The organism is Pseudomonas sp. zfem001, assembly GCF_032621725.1.
Taxonomy (GTDB): domain Bacteria; phylum Pseudomonadota; class Gammaproteobacteria; order Pseudomonadales; family Pseudomonadaceae; genus Aquipseudomonas; species Aquipseudomonas sediminis.
In genome coordinates, this window is sequence record NZ_JAVYJI010000002.1 from 375916 (window position 1) to 395386 (window position 19471).

The following is a 19471-nucleotide window of genomic DNA, read 5'->3' on the forward strand; positions in this document are numbered from 1 at the left end:
TCGACCTGAATTGATCGAGCGCAGATGCACAAAGCAAAACGCCCCGAACCAGTCGGGGCGTTTTGGGGGCTTCAGCTGCGCTCGATCAGGCGCGGCGACGGAACAGCGGTTGCGGCTGATCGGCCGAAGCCTGGTACACCTCGCTGTAGTCCTCGAAGGCCTTCAGCGCATCGTACGGGTCCTTGTCGGCACGCACGGCGAAGGCGTCGAAGCCGACGCGGCGCAGGGCGAACAGCTGGTCGCGCAGGACGTCGCCGATGGCGCGGACTTCACCTTTGTAGTCATAGCGAGTGCGCAGCAGGTAGGCGGTGGAGGAGTGGCGGCCGTCGGTGAAGGCCGGGAACTCGAGGGCGATCACCTGGAAGTGCGCCAGATCATCGGCAATTTCCTCGATCTCGTCGCCAGCTTCCAGCCACACGCCGAGGCCGCCGTCGCGGGCCTTGAGGGCGTGAGCATGCTCGCGCCACAGGGCCAGCGGGACGATGATGTCGTCGCAGTTGGGGATGACGTCCAGGGTCACGTCCTTGGGCAACAGGTGCCAGGTTTCGTCAACCACCTGACCGTTCTTAATGATTCGCTGCATAGACGCGCTCCTTGAACGGGTCGATACCGACGCGGCGGTAAGTATCGAGGAAGCTTTCCTCTTCTGTGCGTTGTTCGACGTAGACCTTGATGATCTTGTCGATCACATCGGCCATGTCCGCTTCGGCGAAGGATGGGCCGAGGATCTGCGCCAGGCTGGCGTCACGGCCAGCGCTGCCGCCGAGCGAGACCTGATAGAACTCCTGGCCTTTCTTGTCCACGCCGAGGATGCCGATATGGCCAACGTGGTGGTGACCACAGGCGTTCATGCAGCCGGAGATGTTCAGGTCGATATTGCCGATGTCGAACAGGTAGTCGAGGTCATCGAAGCGACGTTGAATGGCTTCGGCAATCGGGATCGACTTGGCGTTGGCCAGCGAGCAGAAGTCGCCACCCGGGCAGCAGATGATATCGGTCAGCAGACCGACGTTCGGCGTGGCGAAGCCTTGCTCGCGCAGCTCGCCCCACAGGGTCAGCAGCTGACGCTGCTCGACGTCGGCGAGGATGATGTTCTGGTTATGGCTGTTGCGCACTTCGCCGAAGCTGTAGCGATCGGCCAGGTCGGCGATGGCATCGAGCTGCTTGTCGGTGACGTCGCCCGGCGCCACGCCAGTGGGCTTAAGCGACAGGGTCACGGCAACGTAGCCAGGCTTCTTGTGAGCGAAGGTATTGCGCTCGCGCCAACGGGCGAAGCCCGGATGCTCTGCGTTCTGCTGGGCGAGCAGGGCGTCTTCGTCCTGCAGGGCCAGATAGGCCGGGTCGACGAAGTGTGCGGCAACGCGCGCGACTTCGGCTTCGGTCAGGGTGCTCGGACCGTCCTTGAGGTATGCCCATTCTGCGTCCACGCGCTGCGCGAACACTTCCGGGGTCAGCGCCTTGACCAGAATCTTGATGCGCGCCTTGTACTTGTTGTCGCGACGGCCATAGCGGTTGTACACACGCAGGATGGCGTCGAGATAACTGATCAGGTGCTGCCACGGCAGGAATTCGTTGATGAAACTGCCGACGATCGGGGTACGGCCCAGGCCGCCACCGACGGAAACACGGAAGCCCAGCTCGCCGGCGGCGTTCTTCACCGCCTCCAGGCCGATGTCATGCACTTCGATGGCGGCACGGTCGCCCACGGCGCCGTTTACGGCGATCTTGAACTTGCGCGGCAGGTGGCTGAACTCGGGGTGGAAGGTCGACCACTGACGGATGATTTCGCACCAGGGACGCGGATCGATGATCTCGTCCTTGGCCACACCAGCGAACTGGTCGGTGGTGGTGTTGCGGATGCAGTTGCCGCTGGTCTGGATGGCGTGCATCTGCACGGTGGCCAGCTCGGCGAGAATCTCCGGCACGTCTTCCAGCTCCGGCCAGTTGTACTGGACGTTCTGCCGGGTGCTGATGTGGGCATAGCCTTTGTCGTAGTCACGAGCGATGCGCGCAAGCACGCGAACCTGGGCGGACGACAGCAGGCCGTAAGGCACGGCGACGCGCAGCATGGGCGCGAAACGCTGGATATAGAGACCGTTCTGCAGGCGCAGCGGACGGAATTCCTCGCCGCTCAGTTCTCCGGAGAGGTAGCGGCGGGTTTGATCGCGGAACTGCTTGACGCGATCCTCGACGATCTGTTGATCGTACTGGTCATATACGTACATGAAGGGTCCTGTTTTCAGGCTACTTACTGCCAATCAGCGCGCACGGCCGCGCACTCCCCGAGGAGCCGGGGCACGATACCAGCTCAGGTTTATGCGTAAAAGTGATGTTTGAATATATAAACCTGAGTTTAAGGAATAAGACCGCTCCAGAGCATAACCAGAAGGTTTGAGTGATGGCCCAGGCTGGTCTTAAATGCAGTGTGCACCACCCAAAAGCACAAAAAGAGGGGGAACCATGAGCGAACACACCGAAGTGGAAAATTCCGACAGCGTCACCGATGCCTGGGCGATCTTTTGCCTGATCCTTCTTGCGGTAGGTACTGCGGTCTTCTGGGTCAGCGGACAGTGAGGATAAAGGCCGACACGCATTAGCGGTCGGCCTTTTGTCATTTGCGCCCTATACTGCGCCCCGTTGATTAGGGAGGGGTGCCGTGATCCGGTGGGTGTTGGGCCTGTGGTTATTGCTGTGCTGCACATCGGTGACAGCACAACCTCGTGCGCCGTTAGTGATCTTCCTCAATCCTGGCTATTCCGACGAGCCATTCTGGAGTGATTACTCCCGCTACATGCAGGACGCCGCCGGCGATCTCGGCATGGAGCTCAAGGTGCTCTATGGCGAGCGCGATCCTGTGCGGATGTTAAGCAATGCTCGGCAGGTCCTCGATGGCGAGCATCCCGATTATCTGATCTTCACCAACGAGCAATTTCAGGGGCCAGTGGTGTTGCGCTTGTTCGAGAACAGCGCGGTCAAGCTGTTTGCTCTTCATAGCACCCTGACTGACGAACAGCAGGCACTGATCGGCGGGAGTCGCGAGCGCCATCGCAACTGGCTGGGAAGTCTGGTACCCAATGATGAAGAGGCTGGGTACCTGATGGGGCGTGACCTGATCGCCCTCACTGAGGGACAGCCAGCCGAGTTGCTGGCGTTTTCCGGGGTCAAGCAAACGCCATCCTCCATCCTGCGTCTGGCGGGCTTGCAGCGGGCCTTGAATGAGGCGCCGCAGATCAAGTTGATGCAGGCCGTGCACGGTGAATGGCAGGAGCAACGCGCCTATGAGCAGGCGGTAAGCCTTTTGCCGCGCTATCCAGGTGTGAACCTGGTCTGGTCTGCGAACGATGCAATGGCATTTGGCGTGATGCGTGCGGCAGATGAGCTGGGTAGAGATCTGCGCTATGCCGCCCTGAACAACTCGACTCGGGTGCTGCAGGCGCACATCGATGGGCGAATCGATGTGCTGGCGAGCGGCCACTTCATCCTCGGAGCCTGTGCCATGGTGATGCTCAGTGACCATGCCCGTGATTTGGATTTCATCACGCGCGGCGGCGAGAACCAGGTGGCATCTTTACTGCGCGTGGTCGACAAAGAACAGTCGGAGAAACTGCTGAAACGCCTCGCCCGGCCGGATATCGACCTGGACTTTGGTCAGTTCAGCCTGCTCAAGCACCCGGAGCAGTCGCGCTACGACTGCTCGATCGCCTCCCTGCTGGAGTGATCAGCCGGTCGCCAGGTGCAGGATCAGTTTCACCGCTGCCAGCAATACGACCACGAACAAGGCGGTGAAGAGCACGCCGAGCAGGATGAAGTGGCTGGGCTTGCCGCGACTGAAGTCGCGGCTACGGTTCTTACCGCTCTGTACGCCAAGGGCAGCGGCCAGCACGCTATGCAGCATCTCGCGCAGGGTCAGTGGGGCCTGTTGGGGGTCTTTGTCCTGATCACTCATGGTCAACCTCTCCGTCGGTCCTGCAAGCATAGTCCGCAACCGCCACGCCAGCACGAGGGACTAGGCTGGCCGCGGCGAATCAGGCAATCTGCGCGAGCGCTGACCACCGATCTTGACCATGCCTGACGATCTCTTTGCTGACGATGCCGCGCAGACCGAGCGCACCCGCGAAACCATCCTGCGCTACCACCTGAGCTGGAAGCACCGCGACCTCGACGCGGTGATGGCGCTGTATCACCCGCAGATCGAGTACAACGACTTCTATCAGCAGCGCTGCATGCGCCTGGGCGAACTGCGCGAGTACGTCGAGAACAACCTGCCGCGTCGCCCTGGCGAGCTGCTGGAGCATGTCGACCGTATCCGCATCGACGGTCATACCGCGTTCATCCAGTACTGCACCAGCCTGCAGGGCGGGGAAGGGCTGGTGTCGTTCCGCACCGGTGAAGCCATCACCGTGCGTGATGGGTTGATCTGGCGCATCAACGAATACGCCACGCTGGTACGTGAGGCCCGTGGCGCCGGCGAGGCTGTCAGTTCACGCCCGGCCATCAGCCGCCTGGGGCTGTCGACCCGCCAGCTCGGCCAACTGGCGCAGGACCTGCAGGACTACTTCCAGCGCAGCCAGCCGTTTCTCGACCCTGAACTGGACCTGCAGCAGGTGGCCGCTGCGACGGGTTACAGCCGTAACCAGATCTCCCACCTGCTCAACCAGGTGCTGGGCGAGAGCTTCTACCGCTACGTCAACCGCGCCCGCCTGCAGTACCTGCTCGATGGCTTGCAGGCGGGCAGCGACCTCAAACGTATCGATGAGCTGGCTTTTGCGGCGGGTTTCAACTCGCTGTCGGCCTTCTACAGCTGCTTCAAGCGCCATACCGGGCTGTCGCCAACGGCCTACCTCAAGCAGATTTCCGCGCGGGCACGCACGCAAGACAACCACTGAGCGCCACGACTAGCCTTGGGTCATCGATTGATGACGGAGGCGTGGATGAATCCCTGGCGCAACATCAGTCTGTGGATGGATCAGCTCGATGATCCGCTGCAGGCGCGGCCCAGCCTGCAAGCCGAGCTGCAGGCCGACGTGGTGATCATCGGCGCGGGTTACACCGGCCTATGGACAGCCTATTACCTCAAACGTCAGGCGCCGCAGCTGCGTGTGGTGATTCTGGAAGCCGAGACCGCCGGTTTCGGTGCGTCTGGGCGCAATGGTGGCTGGTTGATGGGCAACCTGCTCGGCGAGGATCGCTTGTTGGCCAGCCTGCCAGCGTCCGAGCGCAAGGCAACCTTCGACCTGTTGCACGGCATTCCCGATGAAGTGGCCTCGGTGGTCGCCCGCGAGGGCATCGACTGCGACCTGCGCAAGGGCGGCGTGCTGTATTGCGCGGCGCGCTATCCCGAGCAGGAGGTGCGCCTGCGGGAGTACCTCAAAGAATTGCGTGCGCTGGGCCTGAGCGAGGACGACTACCGCTGGCTGCCGCCGAGCGAACTGGCCACCCAGTTGCGCGTGGCCAATGCCTACGGCGCGCTATACAGCCCGCATTGCGCCACGATCCAGCCGGCCAAGCTGGTGCGGGGCCTGGCACGCTGCGTCGAGGGTCTGGGTGTCGAGCTGTACGAGCGCAGCCCGGTGATCGACTGGCAGCCCGGCCTGGTGCGCACGGCTCAAGGCCAGGTCACGGCTGATTGGGTGGTGCCGGCCATCGAGGGCTATGCCGCCACTTTGCCGCCGTTGGGCAATCACCAGTTGCCGGTGCAGAGCCTGATCGTAGCCACCGAGCCGCTGCCGGCGGACGTCTGGGCTGGTATCGGTCTGGAGCGGGGGCAAGCGTTCAGCGAATTCAGCCGTCAGGTCACCTATGGCCAGCGCAGCCTCGACGACCGTCTGATCTTCGGGGCGCGCGGTGGTTACCGCTTTGGTGGGCGCCTGCGCGGCGATTTTAATCTCACTGAAGACGAGCTGGGTCTGCGCCGCTACCTGATGGGGGAAATCTTCCCGCAGTTGCGCAATGTGCGCTTCACCCATTCCTGGGGCGGCAATCTGGGCATGGCGCGGCGTTTCCAGCCGCACATGCTGCGCGACACGCGCAGCCGCATCGCGCTGTCCGGCGGTTATGGCGGCGAGGGCGTCGGTGCCACCAACCTCGGCGGGCGCACCTTGGCCGACCTGATTCTCGGGCGTGACAGCGAATTGCTGCGTCAGCCCTGGGTATTGAGCGACAGCCCGATTTCCAGCCTGAGACGCTGGGAGCCCGAACCCTGCCGCTGGCTCGGTTACAACGCGATCATCCGCAGCTTCGTGCATGAGGACGAAGTCCTCGCCAACCCGCGCAGCCCGGCCTGGCGCCGGCGTCTGGCGCAAGCGGTGGCGGCCCGTATGGAAAGCATGATGGGCTGAGTGAATGCCAGACGTTCCTTTATCCGGAGTACCAATGAACATCACCCATTTTCGCAACACCCCCAACGTCGCTCTGGACGAGTCCAATCCGGTCGCCGTCCCCCTGAGCGAGCCGGTGGCGATCACGTCGACTACCAGTGTCGAGCGCAGTGATGGCGTGGAAACCGGTATTTGGGAGTGCACGCCGGGGCGCTGGCGCCGGCAGATCGTACAGCAGGAGTTCTGCCACTTCGTCGCCGGACGTTGCACCTTCACCCCGGACGGCGGCGAGCCCATCGAGATTCGCGCCGGTGACGCGCTGATGATGCCGGCCAATACCCTCGGCACCTGGGACATACAAGAAACGGTGCGCAAGACCTACGTGCTGATCTTCTGAATCAGCACCTTTTCAGTACTGCCTAGAACAACAACTCACGAGGTATCCCATGCTGAAGAAACTTCTGCCGTGCCTGATCCTGGCCGGCACCGCCCATGCCGCTGACAGCGTGCGCATCTATAACTGGACCGATTACATCGCCCCGGACACCCTCAAGCAGTTCGAGAAGAGCAGCGGCCTCGGCACCCACTACGACGTCTACGACAGCAACGAGACGCTGGACGCCAAGCTCATGGCCGGTCGCTCCGGTTACGACGTGGTGTTCCCCTCCAACCATTTCATGGCCCGGCAGATCGAGGGCGGTGCGCTGAAGAAACTCGACCGCAACAAGCTGCCGAACTGGAACAATCTCAATCCGGTGCTGATGAAGGCGCTGGAAGTGAACGACCCGGGCAACGAGCATGGCTTCCCTTATCTCTGGGGCAGTACCGGGATCGGCTACAACGTCGACAAGGTGCGTGCGGTGCTGGGCGATGACGTGAAGATGGATAGCTGGGACGTACTGTTCGACCCAGCCAAGCTGGCCAAGCTCAATGAGTGCGGCGTAGCCATCCTCGACAACGGCCCGGAGATGCTGCCGATCGCCCTGCATCACCTGGGCTTGCCACATCACAGCAAGAACCCCGAGGACTACAAGCGCGCCGAAGCGCTGCTGATGGAAATGCGCAAGAACGTGCGCTACTTCCATTCCTCCAAGTACGTGGGTGACCTGGCCAACGGCGAGATCTGCATGGCGGTCGGCTTCTCCGGCGACATCATGCAGGCTGGCGCTCGCGCCGCTGAAGCGGGCAATGGGGTGAATATCCAGTACGAGATTCCCAAGGAAGGCGCGCCGATCTGGTTCGACATGGTGGCCATGCCTGTCGATGCCAGCAACGAAGAGGGTGGTTATGCCTACATGAACTACCTGCTGCAGCCAGAGGTGATGGCGGCCATCAGCAATCATGTGAAGTACGCCAATGGCAACGCCAAGGCCGATGGTTTGGTCGACCCGGCGCTGAAAGCCGACCCGACCGTGTACCCGCCGGAGGCGGTGATGGACAAGCTGTACACCCTGGAGGCCATGCCGCTGAAGATCGATCGAGTGCGCACGCGCATCTGGAGCAAGGTCAAGAGCGGCGTCTGAGCGCTGGGCTCCCGCCTTCGCGGGAGTGACCGTGAGTTTTTCAGAACCTCCTGATGCAGCTCTGAAACAAAAAAACGCCGCAAGCCTTTGCAGGTTCGCGGCGTTATCTTTTCCTGTAGGAGCGAGCTCTGCTCGCGAACAAAAAGCGCAGGCCTCGCTCCTACGACAAGATCATCCCGGCATCAGACCTTGAAACGGCCCAGCAGGCGATCCTGCTGGCCAACCTGCTCCACCATCGAGCCGCACTGACGCACCTGTTGTTCGGCGCCGCCAGCCAGTTCATGGCTGATGTCGCGGATGTTGGTGGTGTTGCGGTTGATCTCCTCGGTGGTCGCGCTCTGCTCCTCGGCTGCGGTGGCGATCTGCAGGTTCATGTCGTTGATGCGGGTGATCGCCTCGCGGATGCGGCCGAGCATGTCGTTGGCCGCGCCAGCGTCCTCTGCGGTCTTGCTGGCTGTATCGCGGCTCTGCTGCATGCGGCTTTCGGCCTGACGCACACCGCCTTGCAGCTGGTCGATCATCTGGCGGATTTCCTGAGTGGCTTGCTGGGTACGCGAAGCCAGTGAGCGCACCTCATCGGCCACCACAGCGAAGCCACGACCCGATTCACCGGCACGCGCGGCCTCGATGGCAGCGTTCAGTGCCAGCAGGTTGGTCTGTTCGGCGATGCTGGTGATCACCTGCAGGATCGACTCGATGTTGTGGCTGAGCTTGGCCAGCTCGTTGATAGCGTGGCTGGTGCCATCCATCTCGTCGGCCAGATGGCGGATCGCTGCGCTGGATTGCGATACCACGCGCACGCCATTCTCGGTTTCTTCGTTGGCGGCAACGGCGGCCTGGGCGGCAGCCTGGGCGTTGCGCGCCACTTCCTCGGCAGTGGAGGCCATTTCCTGCATGGCGGTGGCCAACTGATCCAGCTCTTGCAACTGTTCCTGCAGACGGCGCGCGGCCTGTTCCGACTCGTTCGAGGTCAGGGCCGTACTTTCGCGGACCTGGCGCGAGCTGCCCATGACGTCACCGATCAACGTCTGCAGGGTTTGCAGGAAGCGGTTGAATTCTTGCGATAGCTCGCCGATTTCGTCATTGCTGGTGATCGCCAGGCGGCGCGTCAGGTCACCTTCGCCGCTGTTGATCTCACGCAGCGAGGTGCTCAGCAGGCTCAGCGGCTTGAGCAGGCTGTTCATCAGCAGGCCCAGCACCACCAGGCTGATGGCCACACCGACCACGGTGCCGACCACGGCCAGCCAGGTCAGGCGGTTGGCCTCGGCCATCACCACGCTCTCGTCCAGCACCACACCGATGTACCAGTCCATGCCGCGCAGGTTGGGCAGCGGGGTGAAGGAAACCAGCATGCTCTTGTCGCCGGCATCTACTTCGCGCAGCTCCTTGCCCAGCGCCGGGCTTTGGCCATCGAACAACGCGCTGTAGGACTTGCCGTTGAACTCGGCATTGGGGTGGGAAATGATGTTACCCGAGCGGCTGAGCAGGAAGGCGTAGCCTGCACCATTGAAGTCCAGGGTGTTGACCGCATCGGCCACCGATTGCAGGCGGATGTCGCCACCGAACACGCCGAGGAACTGGCCTGCGTCGCTGATCCGGGCCACGGCAGAAATGAGAATTTCATTGGTGGTGGAGTCGACATAGGGTTCGGTCAGCACTGCCTGGCTGCCAGCCTTGCCCGTTGCATACCAGGGGCGCTTGCGGCCGTCCCAGTCGGCGCTGGGCTTCCAGTCGGCGCTGTTCTTGATGGGCTTGCCGTCGGCTTCCAGCGCGCCGAAGACCAGGATGAATTCACTTTTCAGCAGCGGTGAATCGAATACTCGCTGGTTTTCTTCGGGGCTGTAGTTGCTGTCGATGGTTTGCGACATCAGGTCGATCAGGCGCAACTTGGCGTTGAGCCAGTTTTCGATCTGTCCGGCCAACGCATTGCTCGATTCGGCAATGCTCGACTCAACCTGATTGCGCAAGGTGTCGCGAACCTGGCTGACCTGGGATAGCGACAGCAGGCTGGTGGTAAGGAACAGCACGGTAGCGGCCGCGATACCGACCTTGTGGGCGATTTTCATGAATGGGCTCCTGGGCACCAAGACGACGGGGCTGCATCCATGCACGGCAGTTGTCTACAGGCAAATACAGTGCCGGCTTTTCGCCAGCGGGACGTGTGGTCTCTCTGTACGTTTCTGTATCGGCGCTCAGGTGCCGTTCTTGAGCTTTCTGTGCAGGCGGCTGGTGTTGATCACATCCACCGCGCGGGCGCGCAGTTGACCGCAGCCACCGTCGACATCCTGGCCAGCCGAGTTGCGCACTTTGGTCAGCACGCCACGGCTGTGCAGGTAGCGCACCATCTCGACGATGCGCTCGCCGTCGGGGCGCTGGTAGTCGTCGGCTTCCAGGCTGTTGTAGGGGATCAGGTTGAGTACGGCGAACTTGCCCTTGAACAGGCGCAGGATGTTATCCACTTCTTCCTGGCTGTCGTTGATGCCTTTGAGCAGCGTCCACTGATACTGAATCGGGTAGTCGATGGTGCGGGCATAGGCTTCGCCCAGTTCTACCAGCTCTTCAGGATCGATGCGCGGCGCCTTGGGCAGCAGGCGCTGGCGCAGTTCGGCGTCAGTGGTGTGTAGAGACAGCGCCAGGGCAGGGCGCACGCGTTGCTTGGGCAGGCGCTCGAATACCCGCGGGTCGCCTACGGTGGAAAACACCAGGTTGCGCTGACCGATACCGCCCTCGGTGCCAAGCAGATCGATGGCCTCAAGAACGTTGTCGAGATTGTGCGCCGGCTCGCCCATGCCCATGAATACCACTTTCTTCACCGGACGAAAGCGCCGACCCAGGGCGACCTGGGCGACCATCTCGGCGCTGCTGAGCTGGCGCAGCAGGCCGCTCTTGCCCGTCATGCAGAATACACAGGCCACGGCGCAGCCGACCTGGCTGGAGATGCACAGACCATCGCGCGGCAGCAGTACGCTTTCCACCATCTGTTTGTCCGCCAGCTCCACCAGCAAGCGGGCCGAGCCGTCGGCACCAGGGTGTTCGGAGCGCAGGCGCGCCAGTGCCTCCAGTTCGCTGGCGATAGCTGGCAGCCCTTCACGTACCGTCAGCGGCAGGAAGTTCTCGGTCTTCTGATGCTTGGTGCCGGTGTCCAACGGCTTGCCCTGCAGCCAGGCACGGGTAATCCGCCCGATATGCTGGGGTTTGGCGCCAAGGTCGGCGAGGCGTTGGTTGAGTTCGGTGAGCTGCATGGGGCGCGCATGCTATCACTTGGCCGTGGGGGCGACCACTTCGAAGCGCAGTGCGCCGATCATCTGCCCGGCTTCGGTGACGACCCGCACCTGCCAGCGGCCTTCGGGCGAAGCGGGGAAGTTGAGTTTGTGCGTCCAGGCGCGATAGCCCTCCTTGCGCCCGCCGTTGATGTCCAACGCAATGCGGTCGACTTCCTGACCGTTGTGCTGCCAGACGTGGTAGATGCGCTCGTTGAGGCCGCGTGGAGCATTGATCGAGGTGTAGGCGTAGAGCCCGTCATTGAGCAATTGCTCAGGGCTGATCTGCTGCAGGCTCTCGCCTGGCGTGCGCTGCTCGCCATCGAAGTGATCGCTGATCGCTACCTCGGTCAGCCACAGCGTTGCCGGCGGCACCCAGACTCGCGCCATCCAGCCGGCGCTGGCCATCGCCAGAGGCAGGGCAGCCAGCAATACAATGCGCCGCCAACCAGCGAAACCGATCAAGCCGGGCAGGCTTGGTAACGCCAGTACCGTGGCAACCGCCAGGGCGATCCGGTAGCTCTGCGGTGTGCTGAGGTGAAAGATGATCGGCAGCGCGGTAAGCAGCACCGCGAACAGCGCCAGGCTGTGAAGGATCAGCAGCAGCCAGCGCCGCGGCGCCAGCCAGCGGTAATAGATCGGGTCGGTGATCGAGGCCAGTGCGGCGACCGCCAGCAGGCCGCTGAACAGTAACTGCCCGCTGTTCCAGGTGGTGGTGATGAAGAAGAACGGCAAGACGAAGAACAGACTTTCCTGGTGGATCATCTGCGTGCCGTAGCGCAGCAGCGGCAACGGCAGCTCGAAGCCGAAGCGCCGGGCAATGCGTTCGCGCAGCAGGTTCTCGAGAATCAGCCAGACCCAACTGACCAGCAATACCACGCCGAGCACCTTGGCCAGATGCGCCTGGCGGTCGACCAGAAGAAAACTGGCCACGCCCGAGCAGAAGCCGAACAGGGCAACCAGGCCTGGGTAACGGCGCAGCAGGGCGATCAGCGTGGGGATGCGGTCGAGTACGACTTTCATGGCAGCAGCAAATGGCAGTATTGGGCGCGCATCCTAGGTAGCCCGAGCCTTGGCTGCAAGCGAGTCGTCAGCTGCGCTGGCGGTGCCGGGCTGCTTGCGGCACTATTGCGCCCCCGTTTCACCACCGAGTCCGAAAACGATGAAATTCATCCATCAACGTGAGCATCTGGAAGAGGGCGATCTGGTGGTCATCCAGTGTTCGCAACCCTGCAACATCCGCCTGATGAACGATGCCAACTTTCGCGCCTTCAGAAACCGTGGTCGTCACAGTTATCACGGCGGCGCCTTTATCAAGTTCCCAGCGAAGATCCGCGTGCCCTCCGGTGGTTTCTGGAACATCACGCTGGATACCGTCAGCCGTCGTGCGGTGAGCGTGACGCGCAAGCCGCAGATGGAATACAGCATCAAGATCGTTCGTCGCCCGGGCGCCTGATTCCGATGCGAACCTCATGTCAGGCGAGACGCTGAAGAAAAAGACTAAACGCGGCCACGCCGGAAGAGGTCAGAGCTGATGAACCCACAAGAAGGAGAGTCAGCATGCTGAAGTTTCTCGGAGGCACCATCGGTATCATTTTCATCATCGGCCTGATCGTGGTGGTGGGATTGCTCTCACTGATCTTCTAGGCAGTTGTCAGCCCCGCTGCGCGCAGCGGGGCTGAACGCATTCAGAGCCGCTTGCGCAGGTTGCCCTGGTGCTGTTCGCAGGTCATGAAGCCCTTGCTGTCGACCCGGCCGTTGACGTCGAAGTCCACGTAATACGGCTGCTCCAGGCCATCTACATTCAGCACATAGTTGTTGCAGGTGCCGCCTGTGACGCTATTGCGCACGTCCGAAGAGGGTGGCCCGCCGAGGGTGCGTACCTGCTCCTGAGTCATGCCGTGGTCGACCTGCTTGACCAGTGGCTCATTGCGAAAGGTCACGTAATCGGCTGGGTTCTCGATAGTCGAGCAACCGCTCATCACGGCTGCCACTGCCAGTACTGCAAGGCTGTGCTTGTACATGTCATCGCTCCGTCGAACGAGCCGAAGTGGCTCGGTAAGTCTTGGAGCATTGATCAGGCTTGGGAGTTCGTGTTTTTTGACAATCGGCGCGAGTCGACTCGCGTTCGCTGCCGTATGAATGAAAAGAGCCCGCGATTGCGGGCTCTTTTGCGTCAGTCGTCGTAGCCCAGGTTGGGCATCAACCAGCGTTCGCTGACGCTGATGTCCTGCGCCTTGCGCTCGCTGTAGCTTTCGATCTGATCCTTGTCGACCTTGCCGACAGCGAAGTACTGCGCCTCGGGGTGGGCGAAGTACCAGCCGCTGACCGCTGCTGCCGGGAACATGGCGTAGTGCTCGGTGAGGAACACGCCGCTCTTGCCGGCCTTGTTGTAGTCCGCTTCGGGGTCGAGCAGCTTGAACAGCGTGGCCTTCTCGGTGTGATCCGGGCAGGCCGGGTAGCCAGGGGCAGGGCGGATGCCCTTGTAGGCTTCCTTGATCAGCTCCTCGTTACTCAGGTGCTCGTCCGGCTGATAGCCCCAGTGCTCTTTACGCACCTGTTCGTGCAGCCATTCGGCGCAGGCTTCGGCGAGGCGGTCGGCCAGGGCCTTGACCATGATCGCGTTGTAATCGTCGCCCTTGGCCTCGTAGGCCTTGGCAACTTCCTCGGCGCCGATGCCAGCGGTGGTGATAAAGCCGCCCACGTAGTCCGTCACGCCGCTGTTTTTTGGCGCAACGAAGTCGGCCAGGGACAGGTTCGGCTTGCCGTCCGGCTTGATGGTCTGCTGACGCAGGTGGTGCAGGGTGGCGAGCTGTTCGCCGTTATCGCCGTACACCTCGATATCGTCGTCACGCACCTGATTGGCAGGCCAGAAGCCAAGCACCGCGCGGGCCTTGATCAGCTTCTCGTCGATCAGTTTCTTCAGCAGTTCCTGGGCATCGGCAAACAAGGTGGTGGCTGCTTCGCCGACCACTTCGTCGGTGAGAATGCGCGGGTATTTGCCAGCGAGATCCCAGGAGATGAAGAACGGCGTCCAGTCGATGTATTCGGCCAGTACATTGAGGTCGATATCGTCGAGCACCTTGACACCGGTGAAGCTCGGTTTCGGTGCGCTATAACCGGTCCAGTCGAACGTCGGCTTGTTGGCGACGGCGTTGTCGTAGCTCAAGCGCTCGGTGCGGGTCGCGCGGGCGGCGGTGCGCTCGCGAACCACCACGTACTCGTCGCGGGTCTTCTGCACGAAGTCGGCCTTGAGCTCCTTTGACAGCAGCTGGGTGGCCACGCCCACGGCGCGCGAGGCGTCGGTGACGTAGACCACGGCATCGTTGCTGTACTGAGGGTCGATCTTCACCGCGGTGTGGGCCTTGGAGGTGGTCGCACCGCCGATCATCAAGGGCAGGTTGAAGCCCTGGCGCTGCATTTCCTTGGCGACGTGAACCATCTCGTCCAGCGACGGGGTGATCAGGCCGGACAGGCCGATGATGTCGCACTTTTCGGCGATGGCGGTCTGCAGGATTTTTTCCGCCGGCACCATCACGCCGAGGTCGACGATGTCGTAGCCGTTACACCCCAGCACCACGCCAACAATGTTCTTGCCGATGTCGTGCACGTCGCCTTTCACGGTGGCCATGAGGATCTTGCCCTTGGCTTCCGGCTTGTCGCCTTTTTCGGCTTCGATGAACGGGATCAGGTGCGCCACTGCTTGCTTCATCACCCGCGCAGATTTGACCACCTGGGGCAGGAACATCTTGCCCGAGCCGAACAGGTCGCCGACCACGTTCATGCCGCTCATCAGCGGGCCTTCGATAACCTCGATGGGCCGCGCGCACTGCTGGCGGCACTCCTCGGTGTCTTCGACGATAAAGGCGGTGATGCCTTTTACCAGCGCGTGCTCCAGGCGCTTGTCGACCGGCAGCGAGCGCCACTCTTCGTTCTCGACTTCCTTGGTCGCGCCGCCGCCACGGTAATTGTCGGCGATGGCCAGCAGGGCGTCGGTACCGCCTGGCGTGCGATTGAGTACCACATCCTCGACGCGGTCGCGCAGCTCCTTGGGAATCTCGTCGTAGATTTCCAGCTGGCCGGCGTTGACGATGCCCATGGTCAGGCCGTTCTGGATGGCGTAATAGAGGAACACAGAGTGGATCGCCTCGCGCACCGGGTTGTTGCCACGGAACGAGAACGACACGTTGGACACGCCGCCCGAGCTCAAGGCGTAGGGCAGGTTGTCGCGAATGAAGGCGCAGGCTTCGATGAAGTCCACGGCATAGTTGTTGTGTTCCTCGATGCCGGTGGCCACGGCGAAGATGTTCGGGTCGAAGATGATGTCTTCCGGCGGGAAGCCCACTTCGTTGACCAGAATGTCGTAGCTGCGCTGGCAGATTTCCTTCTTGCGCGCCGCAGTGTCGGCCTGGCCGACTTCGTCGAAGGCCATCACCACCACGGCGGCGCCGTAGCGCTTGCACAGCTTGGCGTGGTGCTTGAACTGCTCGACGCCTTCCTTCATGGAAATCGAGTTGACGATGCCCTTGCCCTGGATGCACTTGAGGCCCGCCTCGATCACTTCCCACTTGGAGGAGTCGATCATGATCGGCACCCGGGAAATGTCCGGCTCGCCGGCGATCAGGTTGAGGAACCTGACCATGGCGGCCTTGGAGTCGAGCATCCCTTCGTCCATGTTGATGTCGATCACCTGGGCGCCGGCTTCCACCTGCTGCAGGGCGACTTCAAGGGCCTCGGTGTAGTTCTCCTCGCGGATCAGGCGGGCGAATTTGGCCGAGCCGGTGATGTTGGTGCGTTCACCGACGTTCACGAACAGCGACTTGCGGTCGATGGTGAACGGCTCCAGGCCCGACAGACGGCAGGCCTTGGGAATCTCTGGAATGGCGCGGGGCTGGTACTTGGCCACGGCTTCGGCAATCGCCTGGATATGCGCCGGGGTAGTGCCGCAGCAACCGCCGATGATGTTGAGAAAGCCGCTGGCGGCGAACTCTTCGACCACTGCGGCCATTTCGGCCGGGCTCTCGTCGTATTCACCGAAAGCGTTGGGCAGGCCGGCGTTGGGGTGGGCGGACACATGGGTGTCGGCCTTGTTCGACAACTCTTCCAGGTACGGGCGCAGGTCTTTGGCGCCAAGGGCGCAGTTCAGGCCGACGGAGATAGGGTTGGCGTGGCGCACCGAGTTCCAGAACGCCTCGGTGGTCTGGCCAGACAGGGTGCGGCCGGAGGCATCGGTGATGGTGCCGGAAATCATGATCGGCAACTCGACGGCGTCTTCATCGAACACCTGCTGCACGGCGAAGATCGCTGCCTTGGCGTTGAGGGTGTCGAAGATGGTTTCGATCAGGATCAGGTCGGCGCCGCCAGCGATCAGACCGCGAGTGGCCTCGGTGTAGTTTTCCACCAGTTCATCGAAGGTGACGTTGCGGTAGCCGGGGTCGTTGACGTCCGGGGAGATCGAGCAGGTGCGGCTGGTCGGGCCCAGGACGCCGGCGACGAAGCGAGGACGATCCGGGGTTTCCAGGGTCTTGGCGTCGGCCACTTCACGGGCCACGCGGGCACCGGCCAGGTTCAGCTCATAGGCCAGCGACTCCATGCCGTAATCGGCCTGGGATACCTGGGTGGCGTTGAAGGTATTGGTTTCCAGAATGTCGGCGCCGGCATCCAGATAAGCCTTCTCGATGGCGGCAATGATCTGCGGCTGACTGAGCAGCAGCAGGTCGTTGTTGCCTTTGACGTCGCTCGGCCAGTCAGCGAAGCGCTCGCCACGGTAGTCGGCCTCTTCCAGCTTGTAGCTCTGGATCATGGTGCCCATGCCGCCGTCGAGGATCAGGATGCGCTCCTTCAGGGCTTGCTGGAGGGCTTGGAGGCGGGCGCTGCGATCGGACATGAGAACTACCTGAGCAAAGCGGAAACAAAGGTGCGCGATGATAGCAAAGCTGCAGGGTTTTGGAGCGTCAGCGGGCTTTCCATGAATTTCATTCATGTTGCTAGGCTCGCCGTCTCGTTAGAATTGCCAGCATTGCAATCAAGGACGTGGCCATGCTCAAGCCTGCTGCTCTGTTTCTCCTTTCTTTCGCAGCCGGCCTGGCCCGCGCGGAAGCGATTTCCTATATCGACGATGTTCAGCCGATCCTCACCCACAAGTGCGTAGCCTGCCATACATGCTACGACGCACCCTGCCAGCTCAATCTCGGCAGTGGTGAAGGCATCCTGCGCGGTGCCAGCAAACAGCCGGTCTACGATGGCACGCGCAGCCAGGCGCAAGCGACTACCCGACTTTATCTGGACGCACAGGGCGAGGCGGCCTGGCGTAAGCGCGACTTTCATTCGGTGCTCGATGACGAGAACGGCCAGGCAGCACTGATCAAGCGCATGCTGGAGCTGGGCCGCAGTCAGCCATTGGAGCCCAATGCCAAGCTCCCAGACACGCTCGATATCGCCATCACCCGCAGCAACAGCTGCCCATTGCCGGGTGAGTTCGCCGCCTATGCGCAAAAGAATCCCCATGGCGGCATGCCGTTCGCTGTGACGGGCCTGGACGATGCTGAATACGCCACCCTTGAACAGTGGCTGGCGCAGGGTGCACCGGTCGCCGAGCAGCCCCTGAAGCCCAGCGCCATCGAGTTGCGCCAGGTCGAGCAGTGGGAGAACTTCCTCAACGCTCCCGGGGCGCGAGAAGATCTGGTTTCGCGCTGGCTGTACGAGCACCTGTTCCTCGCCCACCTGCATTTCGAGGGCGGTGAGCCGGGGCATTTCTTCCAGATGGTGCGTTCTCGTACCTCTAGCGGCAAACCCATCGACCCCATCGCAACGCGCCGTCCCAATGATGATCCGGGCACCGAGTTCTATTACCGCCTATGGCCGATCCAGGGTGTGATCGTGCACAAGACGCACATCACCTATCCGCTGGGCGACGCCAAGCTGGCGCGGGTGAAGGAGATGTTCTTCGGTGAGGACTGGACGCTGGATGCTGTCCCCGGTTATGGCGCACAACGCCGCGCCAACCCCTTCGAAACCTTCGCCGCGATTCCGGCGCGCGCGCGCTATCAGTTCATGCTGGATAACGCCGAGTACTTCGTGCGCACCTTCATCCGTGGTCCGGTGTGCCGCGGGCAGATCGCCACTGACGTGATTCGCGACAACTTCTGGGCCGTGTTCCAGGCGCCGGAGCACGATCTCTACATCACCGATGCCGAGTACCAGCGCGAGGCCACGCCGCTATTGGCCATGCCGGGTCAGTTCGATGATGTCGGCGATCTGCTGGGCCTGTGGCGCGACTACCGCAACAAGCGCAATGATTACGAGGACTTGCGCAAGGATGCCTACGGCGACGCTCCTGCTGCCGATTGGGCGCATATCTGGAGCGGCAACGACAACGCGTTGCTGTCGATCTTCCGTCAACACGACAGCGCTTCGGTACGCAAAGGCCTGCTCGGCGAGATTCCGCAAACCCTCTGGTGGCTGGACTATCCGCTGCTCGAGCGCACCTACTACCAGTTGGTGGTCAATTTCGACGTGTTCGGCAACGTCTCGCACCAGGCGCAGACACGGTTGTATTTCGATCTGATCCGCAATGGCGCCGAAGTGAACTTCCTGCGTCTGCTGCCGGCGCGCTCGCGTGAGGCTTATCTGGACGACTGGTATCAGAACAGCGGCAAGTTGAAGATGCTGCTGGACTACACCTCGGTCGACCATCGTTCGCCGAGCGCCATTGGCCTGACCGGTGATGATCCGAAGAAGCAGTTCGCCGAGCAGCTACTGCAGCGCTACGCGAAGCTCAATGCACGCCCTGACCCAATCAACCGCTGTACAGGTGCACATTGTTATCGCGACGGTTTGCCCAAGGAGCTGCAAGATGTCGAGCAGACGCTGGCGCGCTTGGCCAGTCGCCCGGCGGGCGGCTTGCGGGTGATCGATCAACTGCCGGAAGCGACCATGCTGCGGGTGGAACTGAGCGACGGCTCGCGAGAGATCTACAGCCTGCTGCGCAACCGTGCGCACAGCAACGTGGCGTTCATGTTGGGAGAGGAGCTGCGCTATCAACCGCGCCTCGACACCCTGACCATCTACCCGGAAGTGCTCAGCAGCTACCCGAATTTCCTGTTCACGGTCAAAGCGAGTGAAGTGGATGCCTTCGTCAAGCAGATGGAAGGTGTCAGCGACGCAAAATCCTTCGAGCGTATCGTCGAGCGCTGGGGTGTGCGGCGTAGCCATCCGGAGTTCTGGCGCTATTTCCATGACCTGGCCGAGCACATCCGCGAAACCCAGCCGTTGGAGGCCGGGGTGCTGGACATGAATCGCTACCAGAACTTCTAGCCGCGCCCCGAAAGCCAGGCGCCGCAGGGATTGATGTCTCTGCGGCGCTGCTTGG

General features: G+C 62.0%; 15 protein-coding genes and 1 pseudogene. 7 read left to right on the plus strand and 9 right to left on the minus strand.

Annotated features, from left to right (window positions below):
- Positions 1-85 precede the first annotated feature (85 nt).
- Positions 86-583: a DUF934 domain-containing protein gene (locus RTH74_RS09735; RefSeq protein ID WP_125835074.1), complete on the minus strand. Its 498-nt coding sequence runs from the start codon at positions 581-583 to the stop codon at positions 86-88.
- Entirely contained in the window at positions 567-2225 is a 1659-nt protein-coding gene (locus tag RTH74_RS09740; protein ID WP_316914535.1) for a nitrite/sulfite reductase, read from the minus strand. The genes RTH74_RS09735 and RTH74_RS09740 overlap by 17 nt, the downstream gene beginning before the upstream one ends.
- 479 nt (positions 2226-2704) lie before the next feature.
- On the opposite strand from RTH74_RS09740, the gene RTH74_RS09745 reads away from it, so the two are divergent.
- Positions 2705-3718: an ABC transporter substrate-binding protein gene (locus tag RTH74_RS09745; RefSeq protein WP_420713152.1), complete on the plus strand. Its 1014-nt coding sequence runs from the start codon at positions 2705-2707 to the stop codon at positions 3716-3718.
- Here the strand turns inward: RTH74_RS09745 and RTH74_RS09750 are convergent, their stop codons facing one another.
- Positions 3719-3946, minus strand: coding sequence for a DUF2970 domain-containing protein (locus RTH74_RS09750; protein ID WP_099524039.1), 228 nt, complete (start codon positions 3944-3946; stop codon positions 3719-3721).
- Between the two features lie 118 nt (positions 3947-4064).
- Here RTH74_RS09750 and RTH74_RS09755 point away from each other — a divergent pair, with 118 nt between their 5' ends.
- From RTH74_RS09755 to RTH74_RS09770, 4 genes are read left to right on the plus strand one after another with little or no spacing between them, the layout of a single operon-like run.
- Entirely contained in the window at positions 4065-4886 is an 822-nt protein-coding gene (locus RTH74_RS09755) for a nuclear transport factor 2 family protein (RefSeq protein WP_316914536.1), read from the plus strand.
- Positions 4887-4931: 45 nt separating this feature from the next.
- The gene (locus RTH74_RS09760; RefSeq protein WP_316914537.1) at positions 4932-6338 is read left to right on the plus strand and encodes an FAD-binding oxidoreductase; all 1407 of its coding nucleotides are present in this window, start codon (positions 4932-4934) and stop codon (positions 6336-6338) included.
- 34 nt (positions 6339-6372) lie between these two features.
- The gene (locus tag RTH74_RS09765; protein ID WP_316914538.1) at positions 6373-6714 is read left to right on the plus strand and encodes a cupin domain-containing protein; all 342 of its coding nucleotides are present in this window, start codon (positions 6373-6375) and stop codon (positions 6712-6714) included.
- A gap of 49 nt (positions 6715-6763) precedes the next feature.
- Complete coding sequence (locus RTH74_RS09770) at positions 6764-7840, plus strand: polyamine ABC transporter substrate-binding protein (protein WP_316914539.1); 1077 nt, start codon at positions 6764-6766, stop codon at positions 7838-7840.
- 182 nt (positions 7841-8022) lie between these two features.
- Here RTH74_RS09770 and RTH74_RS24215 read toward each other — a convergent pair whose 3' ends face one another.
- From RTH74_RS24215 to RTH74_RS09785, 4 genes and pseudogenes are all read right to left on the minus strand, one after another.
- Positions 8023-8850, minus strand: a complete 828-nt coding sequence (locus RTH74_RS24215; RefSeq protein ID WP_370605062.1) for a methyl-accepting chemotaxis protein — start codon at positions 8848-8850, stop codon at positions 8023-8025.
- Positions 8851-8880: 30 nt separating this feature from the next.
- A pseudogene (locus RTH74_RS24220) lies at positions 8881-9906 on the minus strand (cache domain-containing protein); the annotation flags it as partial.
- A 126-nt stretch (positions 9907-10032) separates the two neighbouring features.
- The gene (locus RTH74_RS09780; RefSeq protein ID WP_316914541.1) at positions 10033-11082 is read right to left on the minus strand and encodes an RNA methyltransferase; all 1050 of its coding nucleotides are present in this window, start codon (positions 11080-11082) and stop codon (positions 10033-10035) included.
- A 15-nt stretch (positions 11083-11097) separates the two neighbouring features.
- A complete protein-coding gene (locus RTH74_RS09785) occupies positions 11098-12123 on the minus strand; it encodes a DUF5924 family protein (protein WP_316914542.1) in 1026 nt (341 codons plus the stop codon).
- A 139-nt stretch (positions 12124-12262) separates the two neighbouring features.
- On the opposite strand from RTH74_RS09785, the gene RTH74_RS09790 reads away from it, so the two are divergent.
- On the plus strand, positions 12263-12556 hold the full coding sequence (locus RTH74_RS09790) for a DUF1883 domain-containing protein (RefSeq protein ID WP_074914993.1): 294 nt from the start codon (positions 12263-12265) through the stop codon (positions 12554-12556).
- A gap of 232 nt (positions 12557-12788) precedes the next feature.
- On the opposite strand, the gene osmE is transcribed toward RTH74_RS09790, so the two are convergent.
- Both osmE and metH read right to left on the minus strand, forming a co-directional pair.
- Positions 12789-13124, minus strand: coding sequence for an osmotically-inducible lipoprotein OsmE (osmE, locus tag RTH74_RS09795; RefSeq protein WP_099524055.1), 336 nt, complete (start codon positions 13122-13124; stop codon positions 12789-12791).
- 152 nt (positions 13125-13276) lie between these two features.
- Positions 13277-16987 carry a methionine synthase gene (gene metH, locus RTH74_RS09800; protein ID WP_316914543.1) on the minus strand — a complete coding sequence of 1237 codons (3711 nt, stop codon included), beginning with the start codon at positions 16985-16987 and terminating at the stop codon, positions 13277-13279.
- A gap of 152 nt (positions 16988-17139) precedes the next feature.
- Between metH and RTH74_RS09805 the strand changes: the two genes are divergently transcribed.
- Positions 17140-19416: a fatty acid cis/trans isomerase gene (locus RTH74_RS09805; protein ID WP_316914544.1), complete on the plus strand. Its 2277-nt coding sequence runs from the start codon at positions 17140-17142 to the stop codon at positions 19414-19416.
- The last annotated feature ends 55 nt before the right edge of the window (positions 19417-19471 follow it).

Excerpts from the sequence above, each read along its gene's own strand:
- RTH74_RS09735 (WP_125835074.1), bottom strand. The coding sequence starts at position 583 with ATGCAGCGAATCATTAAGAACGGTCAGGTGGTTGACGAAACCTGGCAC.
- RTH74_RS09740 (WP_316914535.1), bottom strand. The coding sequence starts at position 2,225 with ATGTACGTATATGACCAGTACGATCAACAGATCGTCGAGGATCGCGTC.
- RTH74_RS09750 (WP_099524039.1), bottom strand. The coding sequence starts at position 3,946 with ATGAGTGATCAGGACAAAGACCCCCAACAGGCCCCACTGACCCTGCGC.
- RTH74_RS09755 (WP_316914536.1), top strand. The coding sequence starts at position 4,065 with ATGCCTGACGATCTCTTTGCTGACGATGCCGCGCAGACCGAGCGCACC.
- RTH74_RS09760 (WP_316914537.1), top strand. The coding sequence starts at position 4,932 with ATGAATCCCTGGCGCAACATCAGTCTGTGGATGGATCAGCTCGATGAT.
- RTH74_RS09765 (WP_316914538.1), top strand. The coding sequence starts at position 6,373 with ATGAACATCACCCATTTTCGCAACACCCCCAACGTCGCTCTGGACGAG.
- RTH74_RS09770 (WP_316914539.1), top strand. The coding sequence starts at position 6,764 with ATGCTGAAGAAACTTCTGCCGTGCCTGATCCTGGCCGGCACCGCCCAT.
- RTH74_RS24215 (WP_370605062.1), bottom strand. The coding sequence starts at position 8,850 with ATGGGCAGCTCGCGCCAGGTCCGCGAAAGTACGGCCCTGACCTCGAAC.
- RTH74_RS09780 (WP_316914541.1), bottom strand. The coding sequence starts at position 11,082 with ATGCAGCTCACCGAACTCAACCAACGCCTCGCCGACCTTGGCGCCAAA.
- RTH74_RS09785 (WP_316914542.1), bottom strand. The coding sequence starts at position 12,123 with ATGAAAGTCGTACTCGACCGCATCCCCACGCTGATCGCCCTGCTGCGC.
- RTH74_RS09790 (WP_074914993.1), top strand. The coding sequence starts at position 12,263 with ATGAAATTCATCCATCAACGTGAGCATCTGGAAGAGGGCGATCTGGTG.
- osmE (WP_099524055.1), bottom strand. The coding sequence starts at position 13,124 with ATGTACAAGCACAGCCTTGCAGTACTGGCAGTGGCAGCCGTGATGAGC.
- metH (WP_316914543.1), bottom strand. The coding sequence starts at position 16,987 with ATGTCCGATCGCAGCGCCCGCCTCCAAGCCCTCCAGCAAGCCCTGAAG.
- RTH74_RS09805 (WP_316914544.1), top strand. The coding sequence starts at position 17,140 with ATGCTCAAGCCTGCTGCTCTGTTTCTCCTTTCTTTCGCAGCCGGCCTG.